Source organism: Paenibacillus sp. FSL L8-0638 (assembly GCF_038593075.1).
Lineage (GTDB): Bacteria > Bacillota > Bacilli > Paenibacillales > Paenibacillaceae > Paenibacillus > Paenibacillus polymyxa_D.
This window is the reverse complement of record NZ_CP151960.1, coordinates 2,037,417-2,058,859: the sequence shown is the minus strand read 5'-3', so window position 1 is coordinate 2,058,859 and position 21,443 is coordinate 2,037,417. Positions and strand designations below refer to the sequence as shown.

Here is a 21,443-nt window from a genome sequence, read left to right as displayed (position 1 = left end):
TTATTTCATAGATTTATTCAAGCACTTCAACCAAATGTTATCGGATGCTGCTTCAAGTTGTAGCTTAGGCAACACTTTCTTTGACCGAATCTCCCTGCTTACGCACAGGCTTCATACGTGATATAAGCTTTTTCCCCCAACGGATGCCGGGCTGTTCAATCCACGAGTAGGTAAACCAAGATAGTCCGATGGTGACTAGCAACGTCATGATAAACATAAGTGTGAGGCTGACTAGGGGAGCAAAAGGTATTTTAACCTGTACGATTAGTCCCAGAGCCAGCATATGCGTCAAATACATGCTGTAGCTAAGGCGGCCGATCCATGACCATACCCGATTAAGCAGCCATATCGGCTGCCAGTGATACAAAGCATACGCTCCCAGCAGCAACCCGACACCTATGAGAACATCGGTCATGCCTTCTAAAAATGAAAATAGCACAGAAACAAGCAGCAAACCTCCACTGACTCGGTCTATACTTTTCCAATGCCGCTCGTCTTTCCAAATGAAAAACAACAATATACCTAGCCCAAAGGCAGGCAATTGATTCGGAAACCATAAATACAGATAGTGCCCCCATAAAGAGTGATCACTAATCCATGGATATTGAGCAAATAACGTATTTAGCCCCAAGCTTACCACAAGCGCCATCACGACAAACCAGGTCGCATGGCGGACGGATCGGATCAGCTTAAATAATAGGGGGATCAACAGATAAAACATACATTCCACCGCAATGGACCATTCCACACCGATAATGCTGTTGATCCAGTACGGATTCAGACCATTCAAAAACAGGACATGAGCTGCGATATTGGCGGCAGTGACTCCCTCCTGATCCCCAAGCCAAAATCGTGGACCTGTCCCGTTCACAACTAAATAGATTCCTAACACCACGTAATACAAAGGAGCAATCCGAAAAAAACGACGCATCAGGTAAGCTGAAATTCTTTCCCTCTTGTTACCCGAACGTCTGCTTAAGGACAAAAATAGCGTAAAAGCGCTGGCCATATAAAACAAAGCGACACCTTTGGCTCCTATACTCAAGCCTTTTTGCAACCATCCGTTTAATCCGTCCACATGCTGGCTGACATGCATAAGTAAAACTCCAATAATAGCCAGCGCCCTTAGCGTATCTACAAATTGCAGCTTTTCATCTTCCATTTTCCCCTTAGCTTCGGGCATCGTATCCCTCCATAACAGCCTCAAATGATACATTTCGTATCTATAATACACAAAATGTATCAATAAAGTAAATATCCTCGTTATGCAAAAAAACACCTTCCGACCGCAAAGAAATGCGGCCAAAAGATGTTCATTTTGTCATTTGTTTAAATGAAAAGGTACGGTCGTTACGATCACATCTTTATAATTAATTAAATAAGCTCTCATCAGTAAGCTGGTCTGATTGTGTAGAATATTTTCCCACCAGTGCTTGGTGATGAATTGTGGAATGAGAACAGTGATATGGTCCTCGTCTGCTTTTTTCCACTCTACTGTATCGATGAACTTGCGAAGCGGATTAATAATGCTGCGATAACGGGATTTCAGTACGACCAAACGTATACCGACATCCCATTCTTCCCATTTCTGTTCCATTTTGCGAATTGCATCATCATCCACACCCACATATACGGCTACCACATTGTCCGACAAGGTTTTGGCATAGCTGATCGTATTCATGACGACTCGCGTAATGCCTGCCACCGGAATAATAATCGTATTGCCTTTCACCATAGGTTTATCCTTGGTAATATCAATGCGCAGTTGTTCAGCCGTATTTTTGTAATGCCTGTTGATCTTCATAAAGAAATACAGAACCAAAGGCAGGAAGATAAAGACTACCCACACCTGGCTAAACTTGGTGAAGATAAAGATGAGCGTAATCGACAGCGTGGTCAGCATCCCAACCGTATTAATAGCAAGTTTGACGATCCAGCCTGGCGGTTTGAGCTTGATCCAGCGAATCATCATACCAAGCTGTGAAAGGGTAAACGGGATAAATACCCCTACCGCATAAAGCGGGATCAGATTTTCTGTGTTGCCGCCAAATACGATGACCAGCAATGCCGAGAAGATACTCAGAAACAAAATACCATTAGAGTATCCGAGCCGATCTCCACGAACCATGAACATGTGCGGCATGTATTTGTCCTTCGCGAGCATAAAAGCAAGCAATGGAAAGGCCGAATAGGCTGTATTCGCCGCCAAAAACAAGATGAGCGCCGTCACGCCCTGAATGATGTAATACATCACACCGCGCCCGAAAGTGGCGTTCGCAATTTGCGAAATGACCGTTTCATGCGGATTAGGACGAACACCGTACCAATAAGCCAGCAAACTGATTCCGATAAACATACACCCGAGAATCAAACCCATCATCATTAGTGTAGTTGCTGCATTTTTGGCAGCTGGCTTGCGGAAGTTCGGAATGGCATTCGAGACAGCTTCTACCCCAGTTAACGCCGAGCAACCCGAGCTGAACGCCTTCAGTAACAGGAACAGGCTGACGTTGGATACCGTAGCTCCAAATTGCGGTGCTGCAGCATGAGCTCCCCCTGCCACGTAATGAATGATACCGCTAATAATCAAAACAAAAATGGCAACAACAAATAAGTAAATCGGTACAGCCAGCACTGAGGCAGATTCTGTTACTCCGCGCAAGTTCATAATCGTCAAAAAGATAATCATAATTAGAGCAATGGCGATCCGATGATCATGTAACGATGGGAACGCCGATGTAATGGCATCTGTACCTGCTGATGAGCTAACTGCTACCGTCAGAATATAATCGACCAGCAAAGAACCGCCTGCAATCAGACTCGGACTCTTTCCCAAATTGTCCTGTGCAACAATGTATGCTCCTCCGCCACCAGGATAGGAAAAAATGGTCTGTCTATAAGACAGGATCAGAATGATCAGCAAACCCAATACCGCAATGGATATAGGAATGGAATACCATAGGGCAGCAAAGCCGGCTGTAATTAAAACCAGCAGAATTTGCTCCGTTCCATAAGCTACAGAGGATAAGGCATCTGAGGACAGAATGGCCAGTGCCTTGAGCTTATTCAGCTTCTCATCTTCAAGGGCCGTCGACTTTCGCGGACGACCGATTAATAATCTTTTGACTTTGCTCAGCATTTCGTTGACTCCTTCTTTGGATGAGGGTTTTGCAAAAGAATTATGGATCTTATGTTTATTATGTCACCTGCACATCAGATTGATGAAACAAATGAACTATTATTTTATACTCCCTCTTCCTGAAAAAAACAATAAGGAATGCTCCCTAAAAAGAGCATTCCCGAGTAAGAAAGAGCATTTCGATAAAATACCTTTATGTATACAGTAATTTGAACCTTTCCGGGGTAATTCCTTCAGCTCGGCGAAAAGTTGCCACAAAATGACTGGTATCTCGGAAGCCCACTCGCTCCGAAATCTCCTTTACTGTTAATTGCGGATATTCCGCCATCATTTCCTTGGCCTTCCGCAGCCGAATCACAATCAGATAAGCATACGAAGTCACACCAAACGCTTGCTTAAATAATGTATTTAAATGACGGGAGCTGACATTCATCATAACTGCCATATCACCTAGGCCCACATCTGGACTGGCATAATTTTGCTCCATAAAGGCCAGTACAGGGGTTAATCGTTCCACATTATGGGATAGGGAAGGCATCGAGCTATGTTGTCCATGTTTACGCAGCAGAGTCAGAAAACGATACATATTGGCCGAAGCATCTAATCCAGACAAATCACGTTCACTAACCATGGAATGAAGCATCGTTTCCCCAAAACTGTGCAGCTCGCTATCCGGGTCCCAATGATACCCACGCGTATGCTTCAACCCCAGTGCAGTCAATACAGCAGCGGCGATGGGGCCGTCAAATGTAATGTATAACGTTCGCCATACCTTGGTCGCCCGTCTGTATGCATGGGATTCCCCAGGTAGCAGCAGAACTCCAGACTGCTCCCCCAGACGGAAGGTCCCCCCTTTAAATGTAAACATCCCTTCACCAGACACCGTCTGAATCCAGTGAAAGCACGGATAGCCCTCTGGACGGGACACATCCTCCTGCCTGCTGTTAAATCCGATACTTTCAATAAAAAGGGGTAAAGAGTGCTCACGCGTAGTCAGGAAAAATCGCAAATGATGGGGAGTTAAAATCATAAAAAGCACCTCCGGCGTATGCGGGTATGTATTTCTCATGTAGATCCATATTGTTATATACACGTTCATTTTATTATATTTAAAAGCAGTTATTTGTATTATAAGATAGAATTATTCTTATATACAGAGGTGATTGGCATGATAAGCAGTAAACTACCTAAAGTATTTTACGGTGGAGATTATAATCCCGAGCAATGGGATGAGGCCACGCATCAGGAAGATTTACGGATGTTCAGGCAGGCAGGGATTGATATCGCCACGGTCAACGTATTCTCATGGGCCAAAATTCAATCCGACGAAATCACATATCATTTTGAATGGCTGGATCAATTGATTGACAGTCTTTATGAAAGCGATATCTTCGTTTGTCTAGCTACTAGCACGGCAGCGCATCCTGCTTGGATGGCTACTCGCTACCCCGACGTTCTCCGGGTGGACGCTGACGGACGGAAGCGGAAGTTCGGTGGCCGCCACAATTCTTGTCCGAACAGTCCTACGTATCGAAAATTTGCGGAGCAGATGGCTGGCCAACTTGCGGAACGATACAAAAACCATCCCGCGATCCTCGTGTGGCACGTGTCCAATGAGTACGGCGGGGATTGCTATTGTGATAACTGCGCGGCCGCATTCCGGGTGTGGCTCAAGCAAAAATACGGATCACTGGAAGAGCTAAACCGGGTGTGGAATACTTCCTTCTGGGGTCATACCTTCTATGATTGGGATGAAATCGTGCCACCAAATAATTTGAGCGAGCATTGGGGAGAAAATCACTCCTCCTTTCAGGGCATATCCCTCGATTATGCACGTTTTAATTCAGACAGTATGCTGGATTGCTATCTGCTGGAATACAACGCGATTAAAAAACATATTCCCCATGCCGTGATAACGACCAATCTGATGGGATTTTTCAAACAACTGGACTATTTTAAATGGGCTAAGCACATGGATATTGTATCTTGGGATAGTTATCCTGCGGCTAATACCCCGCCAAGCTATACCGCGATGGCACACGATCTGATGCGCGGCTTGAAGGATGGGCAACCCTTTATGCTGATGGAGCAAACACCGAGCCAGCAGAACTGGCAGGCGTATAATTCGCTTAAACGGCCCGGCGTTATGCGGTTATGGAGTTATCAGGCAGTCGCGCATGGCGCGGACACGGTCATGTTCTTCCAGCTTCGCCGCTCAATCGGCGCATGTGAGAAATTCCACGGGGCTGTCATTGAGCATGCCGGGCATGAGAACACACGTGTATTTCGCGAGGTGGCACAGCTTGGCAGTGAGCTTGGCGCATTAGGCAACACGCTACTTGACGCGACCGTCAATGCCAAAGTAGCCATTTTGTTTGATTGGGATAATTGGTGGGCATTGGAAAAATCAAGCGGTCCTTCTGTCGCCTTGAAATATGTGGATCAGGTGCATAAGTATTATGCGACCCTCTTCCGGCGTAACGTACAGATAGACCTGATTTCCGTTGATGCAAATTTCCAGAAATATGATCTCATTATCGCGCCTGTACTCTATATGGTCAAGCCAGGTACCGCCGAGAAGCTGGAACAATTCACAGAGCATGGAGGCACCTTCGTAACGACCTTTTTCAGTGGCATTGTAAATGAAAACGATTTGGTCACAACCGGAGGATATCCTGGTAAACTGCGTAACTTGCTCGGGATCTGGGTGGAGGAAATTGACGCGCTTCTGCCGGAATCATACAATCGCATTGTATTAAAAGAAAAGGTGGGCGTATTACAAGGTGAATATCAATGTGGCCTGCTCTGCGACTTGTTGCATAGCGAAGGTGCCGAGGTGCTGGCGGAATACGGCGATGATTTCTATCAGGGCATGCCAGTGCTGACACGCAATCGTTTCGGTCAAGGCGAGGCATGGTACGTTGCTTCAGATCCTGAAGAGACTTTCCTTGATGGCCTGTTGGGCTACATTTGTGAGCAAAAAGGGATTCCTTCCCTGCTGCGCGCTCCTGCGGGTGTAGAAGCCACTGTACGGACCAAAGATGGAAAATCATATCTGTTCATTCTGAATCATAACGCCCAGACGCAGCAATATCATCTGGATGATCAGAAAGGGAATGAGCTAATCAGCGGTAAATACCTGGAAGGAGATATTTCTATTGAAGGCTACGGCTTTCAGGTACTGGAGCTATCATAATCACTCAGATTTGACACATACAGTTCACTTTGCTGCATGAGTATAATCTAGGTATCAAAGGAGTTCATCATGAAACGACTGCTATGGATCGGCAGCTTGTCTTATTTTTTAATCGGCCTGGCACACGTGGTTGTAGGCTCCCTACTGCCTGTGTTGTTAGAGCATTACGGTAGAAACTATACGGATGGCGGTAGTCTAATCTTCGCTCAATTTTCCGGTTTTCTGGTTGGAGTCCTGCTGTCACCGTGGCTTGCCCGAAGTTTCGGCAAACGCCGAAGTCTGGTATTCGCCCTGCTCTTGCTGTGCGCGGCTGAAGTGCTATACTCATTGCTGCTGCCTTGGGATTGGCTATATGTCGTCGGGGCAGCAGCGGGGTTTGGCTTCGGCATGGTAGAAACACTCATTGGCACTATTATTATCAGCGGTATTACTCAAGGAACGGGCGCGGCGATGAGCCGTCTGGAAGTCTTTTTTGGGATTGGCGCTTTGGCTATGCCCGCTATCGCCAGCCAACTTATCGCTCTCGGTTGGTGGCGATTGGCCTTTCCCATCATTTCCATGTCTGCAGCCGTGACCATTATAGCTTGGTTGCGCGGGTCCTTCGGCCCGCTGGACGCTGTATTGGACCCACAGGAACACCGAGATAACAGCCTTAAGCGTTCGACTAATTCACTGAAGTCACCCACGGAGAAGGCTTCTGAAGGTAGCCCTATTGGCAATCGGAAGCTACTTACACTATTTATCATCTTTTTCTTTATCTATGTAGGAACAGAGATGAGCCTAGCTAATTTCCTGCCCTCCATGTTCATCGAACGGCTGGGCCTCACTCAAGCGGAGGCAGCACTCAGTGTTACCTGCTTCTGGCTAGCAATGGCTACCGGACGGTTGTTCGCAGGAAGTATTGCTGATCGGTACGGCTATGGTGTCTTTGTAGCCCTAAGCTCGCTGGCGGCGACCGTGCTGCTATGCGTGTTCCCGCTGATCAAGGGAACTACCGTTGCCTTTGTCCTTATCACACTGCTGGGGCTGGGCATGTCGGGCATTTTTTCCATCGCACTTGTTTTTGCTAGCAAAATGATGCCAGGCACCGAAGAATCTACCACCAGCCTGCTTATAGGCGCAGGTGGAGTTGGGGGAGCTCTGCTGCCTTTATGGCTCGGAAATAGCATGGATCGTGGTGGAGCAGTCTCATCGGCGTGGTTGCTGGCAGGCTTCACATGTATCCTGTGCCTGCTTGGGGGCATCTTGTACGCCCTATATGTGCGCAAAAAGCGGCTTCAAACCGCCTCATCATGATATACAACTCTACTGGTGCCTTTGTCTGTTCCTTGGTTGTCATCCAAGTGCACATTCAAAGGTGCTTTTTTTACATACTAGACGAATGTACCTTGTACAGTAGCCTGTTTTTAGTCAAAATAGATCGTTTCCTATGAATGACAGGACAGATATCCATGCCTCCTCTAGATGAATGGAGTAGTATACAACAAACCATATGGAGGTGTTTGTATTGGGTCATCCTGAATTAAAACGAAAAAAAGGCCGTAAAAAAAATGTTTTTGTCCGTGCCTGGTTTGATAAGTTAGAAAAAAAGTTTGAGGAGAAGCCCCCAAAGAGAAAGAGCCGCTCGAAACGGAAAGGGTTTGGGAAAGACATCATCGTCAAAAAGCAACTTGTAAGTGTGAATATTAATCATGGTGCTTTGGGACCTGAAGGGGATTCTGGAACCATAGGTGATTTAGCGCAGTTCGGTTATATTTACAATGTGAAGCCCCAAGTTGTTCCAATTGAAGGGGATGTCATTTGGGATACGAACGGTATACTTACTCCTGGAATTGCTCATGTTCCAGGAACTACACAGATTGCTGTATCCGATACTGGAAAATATGAAGTTCACTTTTCGGTGTCAGGTGTGGAACCTAACCAATTCGCCATCTTTATTAATGGCGCGCTGGCTGTGGGAACTGTATACGGCTCAGGAGCCGGGACACAACAGAACACAGGGCAAGCCATCCTTGCTCTGGCATGCGGTGACGTCCTTACTCTGCGAAACCATAGCTCTACTACTGCTGTTACCCTGCAAACACAAGCCGGAGGAACTCAAGCCAGCATAAACGCTTCTGTCCTCATTAGAAAATTGAGATAGGCTTGAACTCCCACAAAGCCTCAGTAAGTGTACTAAAAAGGGTTTATCCATACAGCGAGGATAAACCCTGAATATTTTAAAAGGCCATAATGATCCCTTTGTCATTGGCATACATTGAACTAATCCCTCTGGTGGACACAATATGAATATCTTTAAATTGATAGCGTTTCCTCAGCGCATTCATTAATTTTTCCGCCAGCCCAGGATTATTGCAGTGAGTAATGACAATGCTCTCTCCTTCGGTAGCCCGGCCACTTTTTTCAATAGTATCTGCCAACTTTTCGATAATTTGATTCTGGCCGCGTGCTTGAGTAAAAAATGCGATATTACCGTCACCATCCGAGCCTAAAATAGGCCTGATATGCAAGAGTGAAAGTATCTTTCCAGTGATTTTATTCATCCGCCCATTTTTAACCAGATTATCCAGATTTTCTAAAACAAAGTAGGTTTTCATCTTGCTGATAAAGCTCTCTAAGGAAGAAATAATTTCACTTTTATGATATCCTTCGTCAATCAACTTGCGCAGTTTTAGAGCTAACAAGAGCTGTCCAGCCGAAGCGCTTTTCGAATCAAATACATGAACATCCGCCCCCTCTTCTTCCGCCATATCTTTTCCTACCAATGCACTGGAATACGAACTGGACAGGTTGCTGGATAATGTAATGGCAAAAGAAGTATGCGCACCTTGAAAGGCTTCCTTATATAGCATAGGTGACGGTGATGCGGATCCAATTTTGGTTGTACAGGCTTTCATTTCTTCCATAAACTGAGGTAAGTCCAATGTGTCATCATCTACGAAGCATTTATCTCCCAGCGTCATATTTAACGGGATCGTAGTAATCTGCATCTCTTCTCTAAGCTCTCTCGTTAAATCACAGCAACTATCTGCTATTATTTTATATCTCACCCGGTACACCCTCACATTATGTTATTTTTCAATAGAACGCGCATTCATAATACTCAAAGAAAGCTCAATTAACCGTATAAATTCCTTCACATTCTTCTCACCCAAACCTACTACAAGCGCTTCAAAATAACCTTCAATTCTCTCTTGCTTCTGTCTGATCAAGGATTCACCATTTACTGTGAGCCTTACACACATTCGTCGTCTGTCATGCTCAGACATTTCCATAGTCACATAGCCTTTTTTCCTTAATCCCGTAAGCGCTGCCGTAATTCTTGATCTGGATACATGCAGATCATCGCTGAGCAAGGAAGGATTAATTTCATCATCCCGATGCTGAACTAAATATTGAAGCACATGGTTTTCCCCCTGAACAAGCTCCGTCAGGCTACTGAATAATTCCATGTCATAAATCCGGTTAACGGATTCTCTCAATTCGTCCCGTAGTTCATAATCTTTCATAGTGAACCTCCGCAACACACATAATACATACAGTTAACTATTAATACTATGTACTATAATGAATTGCCCACGATAATAACAATGAAATATTTGTGAATTTTTATACTTTATCCCCCCCTTGAATGTCCAGGAACAGGAGGTTTTATACCGTGGACTGTGAGACACCCATAGGAGACAACAAGGAGGGTTTTATTTTATGAGGTTCTGGAAATGTGTTATATCATAGAATTTCAAGGAAAAGGGGGATTTGAGCAGCTCCAAATGAGATTGTTGTTTGGACTATATTAGAGAAGTATTAACATTTACAAGAAAAGGCCAACCACTAAATACGGGTTGGCCTCATCATTTAAAGAATGTCTTACGTTTCTAAAAGAATATGAACTGACTTTACAGCACCGTTTTAACTGTGTCTTGGACTTGCTTTAGCAGCCCTTTATAGCCATCTTCATCAAGGTAGCCGATACTTCCAAGCAGCAAGTGACCGACGGATTCAATTCCAACGAAATCAAAAATTCCCGTATCGGATGTGAGCTTCATTCCTGCGGTCATACCGATTTCATCGTAGATTGCGTTGGGAGTACCATGTGTATTCACGATAAAACCTTTTTTACCTGTAAGCAGCTTATTAATCCCTTCCGCACCAGCCGTATATGCAAAGCCGTATGCAAATACACGATCAACGTAACCTTTCAGGATAGCCGGAAGACCTGTCCACCAAATGGGAGAAATAAAAGTAATCGTATCCGATTGTGAGATGTATTCCTGCTCGACTTTGATATCAGCCGGGGTTTGCCCTGCTCTCATAGCGGCAGTATCCTCAGGTTTTAATACAGGTTGAAAATTAAGGGCATACAGATCGCGTACAACGACTTCATCACCTTTTTCTTTCAGAGTATTTACAACCGTTTCGAGTATCGCGTGATTGAAGCTTTCTGCGTTTGAGTGAGCATAGATAATAAGATGTTTCATTTTAATAACCTCCAGATGTTTTATTGTTATTTTGATATTAATATAGATATCTATACATTTACTTAAAAAAATTTATAATCTGTTTTTGACATGCTCCAGCAAATATTCCAGTTGTTCTTTTTCTTCATTTTTGAGACCACCATAGATGGTTTCTTGTAATCTATTGGAGATCATCTCAAATACAGGCTCTATCTCTCTTCCCTTATCGGTCAGAAATATCAGGGTAACTCGGCTATCCTCCCTTTCTTTTTTTCTTTCGACATATCCCAACTTCACTAGCTTGTCGATCAAAACAGTGACCGTGGGTTGCTGACGAGAAATTTTTTGCGTCAATTCCTTAATGGAAAGCCCGTCGTTTTGATAAAGGAACATTAGGATTCCGCCATGAGTAGGAACAATCCCTTCAATTCCATTCGATTCGAGCTCAGACACAATCAATTTATTGATCGAGTCTCTAATGGTTCCTATCAGTGCAGCTGCATTATTTTTTAACATACAAGCATTATTACATAGACATCTATATATATCAAGTATTGATGTCAGTCTGAACTAAAAGCAAATATGACTTAAACTAAAATGGTTCATGGTGGACTACTATCGCAGACGCATAAAAAGCCAAAACACCAAAGTTCCTTACCTGACTTTGAGTATTTTGGCTTACAGTGTTTATTTATGAAATAAAGAGGTATTCGAAGTATAATATGTTTTAGTTGAGCGTTTGAAGTACCTCAGGTGTAAAGGTTTGAAGATCATGAATTCGGCCTTCACGTATTTTCGTAGCCCATGCAGGATCGCCCAGAAGCGCACGCCCAACAGCTACCAGATCAAATTCATTGTTGTCGAGCCGTTCCAGAAGTTCATTAATATCTTGGTGTCCTGCCCCTTTCCCTTCGATATAACTTACAAAATCCTCATCCAGACCTACAGAGCCAACCGTAATCGTAGTTTTTCCAGTCAGCTTCTTCACCCATCCGGCAAAGCTCAAATCGGAGCCTTCAAATTCAGGTACCCAAAAGCGACGTGTCGAGCAATGGAAAATGTCCACGCCCGCTTGTACCAACACATTCAGGAATTGCCCCAGTTTATCCGGTGTATCGAACGGTTTTGCGTTGTAATCATTCATTTTCCATTGGGATAGGCGCATGGCAATAGGGTAGTCAGGGCCAACCTCAGCACGAATAGCTTCCACAAGCTCAATGGCGAATTGAGCACGTTTTATGATATCGCCACCATAGCGATCCGTGCGTTGGTTCGTTCTCTCCCAAAAGAATTGATCAACCAGATAGCCGTGTGCTCCGTGAATTTCAACGCCGTCAAAGCCTAGTCGTTTTGCATTCGCAGCTGCATCGACATAGGCCCCAATGACCTTGACGATTTCTTCTTCTGTCATCGGCTCGGTTACTTTTTTTCCTTCCAGGTCCAGCCCTGATGGACCAATCGATAGCGCTTCGGGATTCGGCTGAGATCTCAAAGGACGAGCCATCCCCATATGCCAAAGCTGTGGGAAAATTTTACTACCAGCTTCATGAACCTGTCTGACCACTTCAGCCCAACCGTTTAAAGCCGCTTCCCCATAAAAATTAGGTATCCTCGGCTCACTTGTTCCAGCCGGATGGTCAATCACTGCGCCTTCAGTAATAATAAGACCTACATCATTCTCTGCGCGACGGCGATAATAAGCGGCTACATCCGGTCCTGGCACACCATTTGGTGAAAAAGCGCGGCCCATTGACGGCATTACAATACGAGTCTGTAGGGTTAGATTATGAATGGTATAAGGTTGAAATAAAGCTTCTGTTGAATGAACATTTTGCGGTTGATTACTCAAGGATTGTACCTCCTCATTTTCTTTTATTCTTTTAAAGGATTATATATAAGGCTCGTGCATCATCAAACGGGGTGCAAGTGAAATGTTAGCAATGTTTAATTTATCATTCAACCGACAAAATGTTCATTCTGTTGCTTAACCAAAAGGGTTATGAAATTGTTGTATATCTAAATTCACTTGTTGACAAAACAACACATGTTTATAATGGGGGAATCATTTGATTTACCTGAAAGGAGTGTCTTCAGGATGCCTGGTGTAACTTCACCCAACCCAAACGATCCTCGCGTCATTCGAACACGTAGATTAATTCTCGACGCATTCGTTGACCAATTAAATAAGAAAGACTTCTACACGATTACGATCAATGACATTACCCAAAAAGCCACCATTAACCGCGCCACGTTCTATGCACATTTTCAAGATAAATATGCACTGCTTGAAACCCTTTTGTCAGATGCATTTTTGGAGTATGTTATCAAGAGGATTGATGCTGAGGCACGTTTGTCGGAGGAGATCATTCAGAAACTTATTCTTTCGTTATGTGACTATCACGACTCAAGTAACCAATGCGTTCATAAATATAATTCAGTGGCACCGATCCTGGAAGAACATATTAAGAATCAATTACAGCAATTCATACTTCAACTCATAACAAGAGAAGCCAATAATACAGACCAAAGAACGTTAGAACTTGCCGCGACCATTTTAAGCTGGTCCATTTATGGTGTAACCTTTCGCTGGAATGTGGAAGGAAAAAAAGAGTCTCCTACAGATTTAGCCGAGAGAGCTGTGCCTTTAATCTTCAATGGGGTTGTCTTATCTCTAGTCTCACAAATCTCTTAGCAGAAAATGCGAATAAAAAGGGCCGTTCCCAGTATACTTCGATCAGTTCCTTGGACAGCCCTTATAGTATTTAGTAAAATAATTGCATCTTTTATTTAAAGAATTTTCTTAAACATCTCGATAACTTGTTCTTTGCTAGGTATAAACGGATTGCCCGGAGCGCAAGCATCCTTCATTGAGTTCTCGGCAAGCAGATCCAAATCCACTTCATTTACACCTAGTTCAGAAAGTTTGGAAGGAATCCCTACTTCCTTCGACAGGTCTTTGATTCTTTGGATTACATAGTCTGCGCATTCCTTATCCGTTTTCCCCTTATCTTCAAAACCGATGACCTTAGCGATGGCACGAAACTTCTCCGGTACATGCTTGGCATTCTCCTCCTCCACAATCGGCAGCAGCATGGCATTACAAACACCATGAGGCAAATCGTAAACGCCGCCAAGCTGATGCGCCATCGCATGAACGTAACCCAATCCGGCATTATTAAATGCAAGTCCTCCCAGGAAAATAGCGTATACCATTTGCTCACGTGCTTCTATATCATGACCGTCTCTCACTGTACGAGCCAAATGATTAAAAATAATTTCTACTGCTGCCAAGGCAGTCGTATCCGTTACAGGATAGGAACCTGGCGTAACCAAAGCTTCAATGGCATGGGTCAAAGCATCTAGTCCTGTAGCTGCCGTTAACGCGGCCGGTTTGTCTACCATCAGTTCAGGATCATTAACTGAAATCGTAGCTACACTATTCTTATCAACCATAACCATCTTGACCTTGCGCTCTTCGTCCGTAATGACATAATTGATCGTGATTTCAGCAGATGTTCCTGCTGTGGTATTAATGGCGACAATAGGAAGCGATTTATGCTTGGATTTATGAACGCCCTCATACTCGGTTATATGTCCCCCATTGGTGGCAATAATGCCGATTCCCTTAGCCGTATCCTGTGGTGATCCTCCGCCAATCGAAATTAAAAAGTCACATTCATTTTCTTGCAGAAACTGAACACCATCATGTACATTTTTACAGGTCGGATTTGGTTTTACTTCATCGTATACCGCATAGTTCAATCCAATATCATCCAGCAAAGATGTAACCTTGCCTGCAATACCACTCTTCATCAAAAATTTATCCGTCACGACTAGAGCTTTGTTTAAATTCTGTTCTTTTATATACGGCCCAACTTCTTGCAAACAGCCTGTTCCCATAAGATTGATAGATGGTACAAAAAATACATGTGCGCTCATATAAAATCGGCCTCCTAAAGGATTCACTTCTTGTTGCCTCGCTAAATATAAGGGTATTTCTCAAAAGTGAAATATTTCACATGTATAATGTTATCTTTATTTTATTTTGTTGTCAACAATTAAACACAGATATTTATTGGTTTTATTTTTGTTTGTTTACGTTTTTCGAATCAGTCCAATATTTGGTACACAACTAATCGGAGGAAGCCTCGTACAACTTAGATGAACATATTCACAATGAGGTGATGACAGCATGACAATCAACAAGAAAGCATTGCTAGCTCTGCTAGCGGTATCACTGCTCCAAGCAAACCCGTCGTATGCGAAGTCGGTACCGCTGACTCCGGTGACGACCGTTTATGTAGATGACCGCCCGCTTCAGCTTACTGCCCAGCCGCTGTTGCTAGAAGGAACAGCGCTCGTCCCCATGCGCCAGTTGTTTGAGGCACAAGGAGCCGAGCTTTCCTGGAACGAATCCAGCAAAACCGTAACAGCAACCAAAAATGACATGGTGCTGACCTATCGCATTGGAGAAGTCGCTGCGACCCTTAACAGCAAAACGCTGTCTCTGAATGTTCCCGGGCAGATTGTTGAGGGCAACACAATGATTCCACTGCGTTTTGTGAGCGAGGCACTTGGGAGCACAGTGAAGTGGGATGCCCTGACCCGAGCGATTCGGATTGTCTCCAGTAACGATTTTTTTACAACGGTTCTTTCGGGAGTCAACCTGCGCAGCAAACCGGATTCGTCGGGAGCTTCCCCTTCCCTGCGGCTTATTCCAGCCGACGAAAAGGTTCATGTCATCCGTGAGGTCAATGCCCTCTGGCTGGAAGTGCGCACTAAAGACAACCTGACCGGATACATATCGGCTAAACCCAAATACAGCGATTATACCAGCTCATCCCTGGTGGAACGGCAGGGAGATGAACTCATCGCCTACGGAGAGAAATTCCTTGGTACTCCTTATGAATTCGGCGCAGCAAGCGGCCAGACATCGACCTTTGATTGTTCTTCTTTTGTGGGGGAAGTGTTCCGACATACGCTCTCCATCGACCTCCCCCGTGTCTCTTACGATCAGGCTAAAGAAGGCCAGAAGGTCGGGCTAAACGAGCTACGTAAAGGCGACCTGCTGTTCTTCAGCGCACGCGGCCTGGAGATCGGCCATGTGGCTATTTATGCAGGGAACAACAATTTGTTGCATACATTCTCCAAAGAACGTGGCGTTCATTTTGACACGCTTGATGGTAAATGGCAGAATCGTTTCGTAACAGCGCGCAGGCTGTTTTAGGACGAACCAGATAGCCAATAATAGCGGGCTATTCCAGTACCACATTCAATATTTTCTGTTTGCATTTTTGCCGGACGCCTCCCTTGTGGTTTGCGTTCAGGCGGCAAAAGGTATTGATTTTCCCATTGTTCAACACGTAATTCAATCCTCTTCTCTAGCACTTTCTCTCAAAATCTTGGATCTTCCCCATAAAATCTGCTTAAATAGGTTTAATAGATTGTGCAGAAAACACGAATATGTATGCTAATTATAGACAGGAGGAATCGTTATGCAATTTGAGACAAAACGGCTCATCATTCGTGATATTTGTACATCCGATTGGGGAAGTATACATACCTACACGTCATTGCCTGAAGTTACTAGGCACACAGCATGGGGACCCAATACAGAAGAAGATACAAAGGCATATATAGAACAAGTTCTAACCTCACAGCAGGAAAAGCCACGACAAGACTACGAACTAGCCATATGTCTGAAAAACACTGGAATCCTGATCGGCGGTGTTGGTATTCATGTCAAAGATACTAATGCAGAAATGGGCTATATTTTAAACCCAGATTATCAAGGAAAGGGTTATGCAACAGAAGCGGCACGAGCCCTGCTAGGCTTTGGATTTAGCACACTTGATGTCCATCGTATTTATGCAACATGTCGTCCAGAAAATAAGGCTTCTGAGAAGATTATGCAACAGATCGGAATGCAACGTGAAGGTATAATGCGAGAACACTGGTACTACAAAGGCGAATTTCACGATTCATATTTGTACTCTATTCTTTCTGAGGAATATAACAGGACATAAAAGGTACTTTTTTTCATATCTAAAATATATTTTGTATATTTCAACTGACAATTACTCTTTGAGAAACAGGTTGCTGCGATAAATTGATAGTTAAACCATTTTGACTATCTAGTTTGAAAATATATATCGTTGGAAATAGGTGTTGTTAAGAACGTGTCTGAGCCATTCTGTGAGGAGTTTTAACGACAAATAGGTTCGAGGAACTTCTCTGAACGATACAATTTTTAATTAAGGAGAGAACAACATGGAAGCTTTTGCAGAATTTTTAGCGCATATTGATAACCCTCAACATCGGGCCCGAACGCAAGAGGTATTGGCTTGGGTAACCAAGAAATTTCCAAATTTAACGCCAAAAATTGCGTGGAATCAGCCTATGTTTACGGATCACAGCACATTTATTATTGGCTTTAGCGTAGCCAAACATCATTTGGCCGTTGCCCCTGAAAAGGCAGGGATTAATCATTTTTCTGAGTTAATTGTGCAGGCTGGCTATGATTACACCAAGCAGTTGGTACGTATCCAGTGGGATAGTCCAGTTGATTTCTCATTACTTGAGAAAATGATCGAGTTTAATATTTTGGATAAGGCAGACTGTTCAACCTTTTGGCGGGAATAAAAAAAGGTTCCTTTTCTCGTAAAACTATACACCGAGCATCACAAATAAGTGTTTTTCTTCTCACCCCCTCTACCATCCTTCGAAATCTCATCAGGCTAATGCCCCTTAAAGTGGCTTTATGCTATAATGTGGAAAGTATGGATTGTTACATGCACAGGAGGATTGGAGAAAAATGATTGGGAAATTTTTAATTTTCTCTCTACTATGGAGTTTGCTCGGCAACCCGTTTTTGGCACTGCTCGTACTCTTAATCGTGATCTATATATTGGATCGTAGCTTTGTCGGTGTATTGCCCAGCATCAGCAAACCATGGAAAAGAAGACGCAATGCCGCTCGATTGCGCCAACAGATTGCGCTAAACACCAACGATGTGGCTGCCAAGTTCGATTTGGCTCGTATTTGGATCGAAAGCAAGAAATACCATCAGGCTTTGGAACTTCTATTGGAAATTCAATCCCGTTATGAAGATTCAGCGGACTATTGGAACGCACGTGGAACGGCTGAAGTACACACAAACCATCTGGAGCATGGAGAACAGGATTTACTGAAAGCACTGGACATTAACCCGCGGGTGCAATACGGTGAGCCCTATTTGCATTTAGCCGCTGCTTTCAAAGAACGTGATGTAAATAAGTCACTTCATTATCTGCAGCAATTTCAGGAGATTCAGTCTTCTTCCAGCGAGGGTTATTATCTGACAGGCTTGATGTACCGTATGCTGGGACGCAAGGATGAAGCCACTATAGCCTTTAACCAGTCCATTGCCGTCTATCGCTCTCTACCCAAATACCGCAAACGAAGTGAGCGCAAGTGGGCTGCGCGTAGCTTATTTCGTAAATCAATCGGCTAAACAGCGCCTACTAACGCAAACAAAGAGGTTCATAATGGTCAGCTTCTACTGTCATCATGAAGCTCTTTCTTTAATATACTTTGTCTGATCCAAAGCATCCTCTCACGCTCGCCTTAATGGCGCATAACCAAGCCGATTCAACTCTTCCGCAATCACGCGATAACCACGACTGTTCGGATGCACCCGGTCTAACGAAAGTAGTGCCCGTTCATAGCCCTCAAATGCGGGATAAATATTCGCCACCCGGTAATTCGGTCCGCCTAATGTATAGAGAAACGAGTTGTACTGACGCACATATACTCCCGCCTCCCTTACTTCTGGAAAAGGATTATATAATCCCACCATTCGAATGATAAATGGCTCACGCTGACCGGACTTTATCTGATGCAGAGCATGTACAATTTGGCGTACATGTTCTTTTGTGTGATTCAACGCTTGTGGAATGGAAGAACCCGACAAGCCGGACCCTCCAGCAAGGGCGCTGATGTATGGGCGCAGATCATTCCCGCCGATCGTTACCGTTATAAGTTCAGCCCGGCTGATCGCCGACCGAAAAAGTGGATTGTTGCGGACCATGGACAGCAACTCCTGCGATGTCAGCCCGTTAATTCCCAGATTCTCGTAACTGACTGGCGTACGCAGATGTCTTTCTGCCATTCGCCGATAGATAGGTACAAATCCGCCGCTCAGCAACGTCCCTGCACCTGTTGTTAAAGAATCTCCAATCGCTGTGTAGTGGTACGCCAATGAAACCCACCTCCCTCTTTCTGCATAACATATCTTATGTAGAAAGAGGGACGCGGGACCCGGAGATTCGCTTATTCTTCGTCTATTTCATATACACAATGGAATTGCCCACCATCCGGCAAATCCTCTGATCCATACACGGCAAAGCCCACGTTGCGGAAAAAATCTGCCCCCTCCGCATCCGTGTCCACAGTAAGCCGTTTTGGATTACGCTCCTGAATGAGCGTAAGTAGCATACCTCTGGCATATCCTCTATGACGGTTTTCAGGCAACACGGCCAGATGGCGAATTACAGTTGTTCCATCCTCCTGGTCCTCAAAGCCGACAATACCTACAATAAGTCCTTCATCTTCTACACCGAACAGCTTCCAGTCATCCGAGGCTTGATAGATACGTAAAGCTGCTTCTCCGCGTTCAGGGTGATCCAGCACGGCGTAGGTTAACAGCTCCAGAACTTCCTCACGATCTGAATCTATTTTTATATTTTTAAACATTGTTTGTCGTCTCTCCTTAATATCCTAAAATTAGGATTTCACTCTAATTCTCCATAATAAGCAACGGCCAGTTATCAAGCCATTGCTTCTCAAATACACGCTGACGATAAGCCGTTGTGTGACGAAACAAAGGGCTTTGTCGTACCCGCATATCCAGCAGATCTTCCAATCCATGCGGACAAATGACCTCTATTTGATCCTTGTCATTCAATCTAACCGCCACCGCCGTTGCCGTCTCTGGCCAGCGGCTCATCGCATCCTCTACCGAGGAATAAGGAGCCTCCCCGTTGCGAAAATGCATCCTAGCCTGATTTTTGACAGACCAGTTACGTCCGGCCTGCTTACGGTTCAAGGACAACTCTAGATACTCATCTCGTTCCTCTAGCGTGTTTTTCGGGTCAAAATAGATAACATCTATATCGTTTAAAGGTGTAGCCGTTGTATACCCATGGAGCTTGTCCCAAACGCGGTTACGTACATAGCCTGCGGCAATACATCCTTGCGGCAACTTCAGCTCTCGCACATAGCGCAAGTCTTCCAGTACCTGCGGATCATTCATATATTGTATGACTCGTAGCACATCTTCTTCCGACTTCATCCTGCACTCAACTCCCTTATTATGATGACAGTCGCTGCACCGATTCTCCTCCTTGCGCTGCGAGCCGTACTGTACGCTGCACCAGACGGCGGCGTGCGACCAGAAGGAACGGAATGCCAATCACAACCGACAGGGCAACCGGAACAAAAACAGCAAGCGGCGCCGTTTGACCATAGATATCCAGCAACCAGCCACCAAATAAAGGAGCCAGCACGCTTCCCAAATTATTAAAGCCGATTGTACCGAAGTAGGTCCCTTTATATTGAGCATCTGCAATTTGGTCAATCAATACGTCCAGCATCGTGAACAATAACACTTCACCAACCGTAAACAGCACCATATCCAGTATAAACATCCATCCTGAGTTTAGCATACCGCACAGCAACAGGCTGACCGCAATACATATATTCCCTGCAATCAGGGAATTCACCGGGGAAAATCGGCTTGCCAGCCGCACCAGCGGATATTGAAATGCCAATACACAAACCGCGTTGACCGTCAGCATATATGTAAACCATCGAGTTCCTTCCGCGAAGGATAAGGACAAGAATTGAGGCATTGTGGAATTGGAATGCGCATAGCCCATCACACAAAATACCGTTCCCAGCAAAATCGGCATAAACACCGGATCACGGCTGGCTGTACGGAATGCCTCAGCCATTCGCAGTGGAGCCTCTCTCGCCGTTGTACCTATATGCAGATCCGATGCATAACGGGCAAATTGGATCAACAACAGTACTCCGTATAGTGCGTACACACCAGCAGCTACCATGAACGGCGTACCATTGGATGCAGATCCTAACATCAAACCAAGCAACGGCCCTGCCACTACCCCAACATTAATGGCCGCATATCTCATATTATAGATAAGCAGTCTTTTCTCCTTGGGGGTTACATCTGATAACAGCGCCCGCGAGGTTGGCTCGAACAAGGACCTGCATAGTCCATTTAGAGCATTAATGACAAAAAAGGCCCAGGCCGCTTCCGCCAACGCAAAAGCAACGAATACAAGCGCCCAGCTCGCAATGGACACCAACATCACCTTACGCCGTCCGATTCGATCTGAAATATATCCACCGTAAAAGCTGGCAAAAATGCCGACCAACGAGCTTACCGACACGATCACCCCCGTATGAAAGGGGGACACCCCTAAACGGGTGGTAAGGTAAATTGACAAAAACGGGATACTCATGGATGTCGCCATCCGCCCGAAAATAGTACCGACAATAATCGTCCAGGCCAGCGGGTGAATGGAACGCAACTGTTCTTTCATATATGCCTCTTACGCTCTCCTTCCGCGTGCAAGTCTAATAAGGGGGG

Annotated in this window: 21 protein-coding genes; 8 read left to right on the top strand and 13 right to left on the bottom strand. The window is 44.7% G+C overall.

Annotated features, from left to right (window positions below):
• Nucleotides 1–64: 64 nt before the first annotated feature.
• The 3 genes from MKY35_RS09400 to MKY35_RS09390 form a co-directional block, all read right to left on the bottom strand.
• The gene (locus MKY35_RS09400; RefSeq protein ID WP_342446216.1) at nucleotides 65–1,183 is read right to left on the bottom strand and encodes an acyltransferase; all 1,119 of its coding nucleotides are present in this window, start codon (nucleotides 1,181–1,183) and stop codon (nucleotides 65–67) included.
• Between the two features lie 138 nt (nucleotides 1,184–1,321).
• Nucleotides 1,322–3,139 (bottom strand): APC family permease, encoded by a 1,818-nt coding sequence (locus MKY35_RS09395; RefSeq protein WP_029514744.1) that lies wholly within the window; start codon nucleotides 3,137–3,139, stop codon nucleotides 1,322–1,324.
• Nucleotides 3,140–3,332: 193 nt separating this feature from the next.
• On the bottom strand, nucleotides 3,333–4,169 hold the full coding sequence (locus MKY35_RS09390; RefSeq protein WP_029514745.1) for an AraC family transcriptional regulator: 837 nt from the start codon (nucleotides 4,167–4,169) through the stop codon (nucleotides 3,333–3,335).
• Nucleotides 4,170–4,307: 138 nt separating this feature from the next.
• Here MKY35_RS09390 and MKY35_RS09385 point away from each other — a divergent pair, with 138 nt between their 5' ends.
• From MKY35_RS09385 to MKY35_RS09375, 3 genes are all read left to right on the top strand, one after another.
• A complete protein-coding gene (locus MKY35_RS09385) occupies nucleotides 4,308–6,335 on the top strand; it encodes a beta-galactosidase (protein ID WP_342446215.1) in 2,028 nt (675 codons plus the stop codon).
• A 69-nt stretch (nucleotides 6,336–6,404) separates the two neighbouring features.
• A complete protein-coding gene (locus tag MKY35_RS09380; RefSeq protein ID WP_342446214.1) occupies nucleotides 6,405–7,631 on the top strand; it encodes an MFS transporter in 1,227 nt (408 codons plus the stop codon).
• Nucleotides 7,632–7,842: 211 nt separating this feature from the next.
• A complete protein-coding gene (locus MKY35_RS09375) occupies nucleotides 7,843–8,478 on the top strand; it encodes a hypothetical protein (protein ID WP_342446213.1) in 636 nt (211 codons plus the stop codon).
• 76 nt (nucleotides 8,479–8,554) lie between these two features.
• Here the strand turns inward: MKY35_RS09375 and MKY35_RS09370 are convergent, their stop codons facing one another.
• The 5 genes from MKY35_RS09370 to MKY35_RS09350 all read right to left on the bottom strand — a co-directional run bounded on the left by MKY35_RS09370 (nucleotide 8,555) and on the right by MKY35_RS09350 (nucleotide 12,641).
• The gene (locus tag MKY35_RS09370; RefSeq protein WP_341039236.1) at nucleotides 8,555–9,385 is read right to left on the bottom strand and encodes a DegV family protein; all 831 of its coding nucleotides are present in this window, start codon (nucleotides 9,383–9,385) and stop codon (nucleotides 8,555–8,557) included.
• A gap of 21 nt (nucleotides 9,386–9,406) precedes the next feature.
• Complete coding sequence (locus MKY35_RS09365) at nucleotides 9,407–9,844, bottom strand: winged helix DNA-binding protein (protein ID WP_029514750.1); 438 nt, start codon at nucleotides 9,842–9,844, stop codon at nucleotides 9,407–9,409.
• 387 nt (nucleotides 9,845–10,231) lie between these two features.
• Nucleotides 10,232–10,813, bottom strand: a complete 582-nt coding sequence (locus MKY35_RS09360) for an NAD(P)H-dependent oxidoreductase (protein WP_342446212.1) — start codon at nucleotides 10,811–10,813, stop codon at nucleotides 10,232–10,234.
• 72 nt (nucleotides 10,814–10,885) lie between these two features.
• Complete coding sequence (locus MKY35_RS09355) at nucleotides 10,886–11,308, bottom strand: MarR family transcriptional regulator (protein WP_342446211.1); 423 nt, start codon at nucleotides 11,306–11,308, stop codon at nucleotides 10,886–10,888.
• A gap of 211 nt (nucleotides 11,309–11,519) precedes the next feature.
• Entirely contained in the window at nucleotides 11,520–12,641 is a 1,122-nt protein-coding gene (locus tag MKY35_RS09350) for an NADH:flavin oxidoreductase (protein WP_342446210.1), read from the bottom strand.
• 177 nt (nucleotides 12,642–12,818) lie between these two features.
• On the opposite strand from MKY35_RS09350, the gene MKY35_RS09345 reads away from it, so the two are divergent.
• Entirely contained in the window at nucleotides 12,819–13,484 is a 666-nt protein-coding gene (locus tag MKY35_RS09345) for a TetR/AcrR family transcriptional regulator C-terminal domain-containing protein (protein WP_342446209.1), read from the top strand.
• 95 nt (nucleotides 13,485–13,579) lie between these two features.
• Here the strand turns inward: MKY35_RS09345 and MKY35_RS09340 are convergent, their stop codons facing one another.
• Entirely contained in the window at nucleotides 13,580–14,731 is a 1,152-nt protein-coding gene (locus MKY35_RS09340) for an iron-containing alcohol dehydrogenase (RefSeq protein WP_342446208.1), read from the bottom strand.
• 253 nt (nucleotides 14,732–14,984) lie between these two features.
• Between MKY35_RS09340 and MKY35_RS09335 the strand changes: the two genes are divergently transcribed.
• The 4 genes from MKY35_RS09335 to MKY35_RS09320 all read left to right on the top strand — a co-directional run bounded on the left by MKY35_RS09335 (nucleotide 14,985) and on the right by MKY35_RS09320 (nucleotide 18,284).
• Nucleotides 14,985–16,019, top strand: coding sequence for a stalk domain-containing protein (locus MKY35_RS09335; protein WP_342446207.1), 1,035 nt, complete (start codon nucleotides 14,985–14,987; stop codon nucleotides 16,017–16,019).
• A 268-nt stretch (nucleotides 16,020–16,287) separates the two neighbouring features.
• Entirely contained in the window at nucleotides 16,288–16,818 is a 531-nt protein-coding gene (locus MKY35_RS09330) for a GNAT family protein (RefSeq protein ID WP_342446206.1), read from the top strand.
• Nucleotides 16,819–17,062: 244 nt separating this feature from the next.
• Nucleotides 17,063–17,434 carry an iron chaperone gene (locus tag MKY35_RS09325; protein ID WP_342446205.1) on the top strand — a complete coding sequence of 124 codons (372 nt, stop codon included), beginning with the start codon at nucleotides 17,063–17,065 and terminating at the stop codon, nucleotides 17,432–17,434.
• 172 nt (nucleotides 17,435–17,606) lie between these two features.
• Nucleotides 17,607–18,284 carry a tetratricopeptide repeat protein gene (locus MKY35_RS09320; protein WP_342446204.1) on the top strand — a complete coding sequence of 226 codons (678 nt, stop codon included), beginning with the start codon at nucleotides 17,607–17,609 and terminating at the stop codon, nucleotides 18,282–18,284.
• 102 nt (nucleotides 18,285–18,386) lie between these two features.
• Here the strand turns inward: MKY35_RS09320 and MKY35_RS09315 are convergent, their stop codons facing one another.
• The 4 genes from MKY35_RS09315 to MKY35_RS09300 all read right to left on the bottom strand — a co-directional run bounded on the left by MKY35_RS09315 (nucleotide 18,387) and on the right by MKY35_RS09300 (nucleotide 21,396).
• On the bottom strand, nucleotides 18,387–19,031 hold the full coding sequence (locus MKY35_RS09315) for a GDSL-type esterase/lipase family protein (protein ID WP_342446203.1): 645 nt from the start codon (nucleotides 19,029–19,031) through the stop codon (nucleotides 18,387–18,389).
• A 71-nt stretch (nucleotides 19,032–19,102) separates the two neighbouring features.
• Nucleotides 19,103–19,525: a GNAT family N-acetyltransferase gene (locus MKY35_RS09310; RefSeq protein ID WP_342446202.1), complete on the bottom strand. Its 423-nt coding sequence runs from the start codon at nucleotides 19,523–19,525 to the stop codon at nucleotides 19,103–19,105.
• A 43-nt stretch (nucleotides 19,526–19,568) separates the two neighbouring features.
• Nucleotides 19,569–20,123 (bottom strand): nucleotidyltransferase family protein, encoded by a 555-nt coding sequence (locus tag MKY35_RS09305; protein ID WP_039274819.1) that lies wholly within the window; start codon nucleotides 20,121–20,123, stop codon nucleotides 19,569–19,571.
• Nucleotides 20,124–20,142: 19 nt separating this feature from the next.
• Nucleotides 20,143–21,396 (bottom strand): MFS transporter, encoded by a 1,254-nt coding sequence (locus MKY35_RS09300; RefSeq protein WP_342446201.1) that lies wholly within the window; start codon nucleotides 21,394–21,396, stop codon nucleotides 20,143–20,145.
• Nucleotides 21,397–21,443 lie beyond the last annotated feature (47 nt).

Coding starts and splice junctions, on each gene's coding strand:
- MKY35_RS09340 (WP_342446208.1), bottom strand. CDS start 14,731: ATGAGCGCACATGTATTTTTTGTACCATCTATCAATCTTATGGGAACA.
- MKY35_RS09360 (WP_342446212.1), bottom strand. CDS start 10,813: ATGAAACATCTTATTATCTATGCTCACTCAAACGCAGAAAGCTTCAAT.
- MKY35_RS09300 (WP_342446201.1), bottom strand. CDS start 21,396: ATGAAAGAACAGTTGCGTTCCATTCACCCGCTGGCCTGGACGATTATT.
- MKY35_RS09305 (WP_039274819.1), bottom strand. CDS start 20,123: ATGAAGTCGGAAGAAGATGTGCTACGAGTCATACAATATATGAATGAT.
- MKY35_RS09395 (WP_029514744.1), bottom strand. CDS start 3,139: ATGCTGAGCAAAGTCAAAAGATTATTAATCGGTCGTCCGCGAAAGTCG.
- MKY35_RS09335 (WP_342446207.1), top strand. CDS start 14,985: ATGACAATCAACAAGAAAGCATTGCTAGCTCTGCTAGCGGTATCACTG.
- MKY35_RS09320 (WP_342446204.1), top strand. CDS start 17,607: ATGATTGGGAAATTTTTAATTTTCTCTCTACTATGGAGTTTGCTCGGC.
- MKY35_RS09380 (WP_342446214.1), top strand. CDS start 6,405: ATGAAACGACTGCTATGGATCGGCAGCTTGTCTTATTTTTTAATCGGC.
- MKY35_RS09390 (WP_029514745.1), bottom strand. CDS start 4,169: ATGATTTTAACTCCCCATCATTTGCGATTTTTCCTGACTACGCGTGAG.
- MKY35_RS09400 (WP_342446216.1), bottom strand. CDS start 1,183: ATGCCCGAAGCTAAGGGGAAAATGGAAGATGAAAAGCTGCAATTTGTA.
- MKY35_RS09355 (WP_342446211.1), bottom strand. CDS start 11,308: ATGTTAAAAAATAATGCAGCTGCACTGATAGGAACCATTAGAGACTCG.
- MKY35_RS09385 (WP_342446215.1), top strand. CDS start 4,308: ATGATAAGCAGTAAACTACCTAAAGTATTTTACGGTGGAGATTATAAT.
- MKY35_RS09330 (WP_342446206.1), top strand. CDS start 16,288: ATGCAATTTGAGACAAAACGGCTCATCATTCGTGATATTTGTACATCC.
- MKY35_RS09325 (WP_342446205.1), top strand. CDS start 17,063: ATGGAAGCTTTTGCAGAATTTTTAGCGCATATTGATAACCCTCAACAT.
- MKY35_RS09310 (WP_342446202.1), bottom strand. CDS start 19,525: ATGTTTAAAAATATAAAAATAGATTCAGATCGTGAGGAAGTTCTGGAG.
- MKY35_RS09365 (WP_029514750.1), bottom strand. CDS start 9,844: ATGAAAGATTATGAACTACGGGACGAATTGAGAGAATCCGTTAACCGG.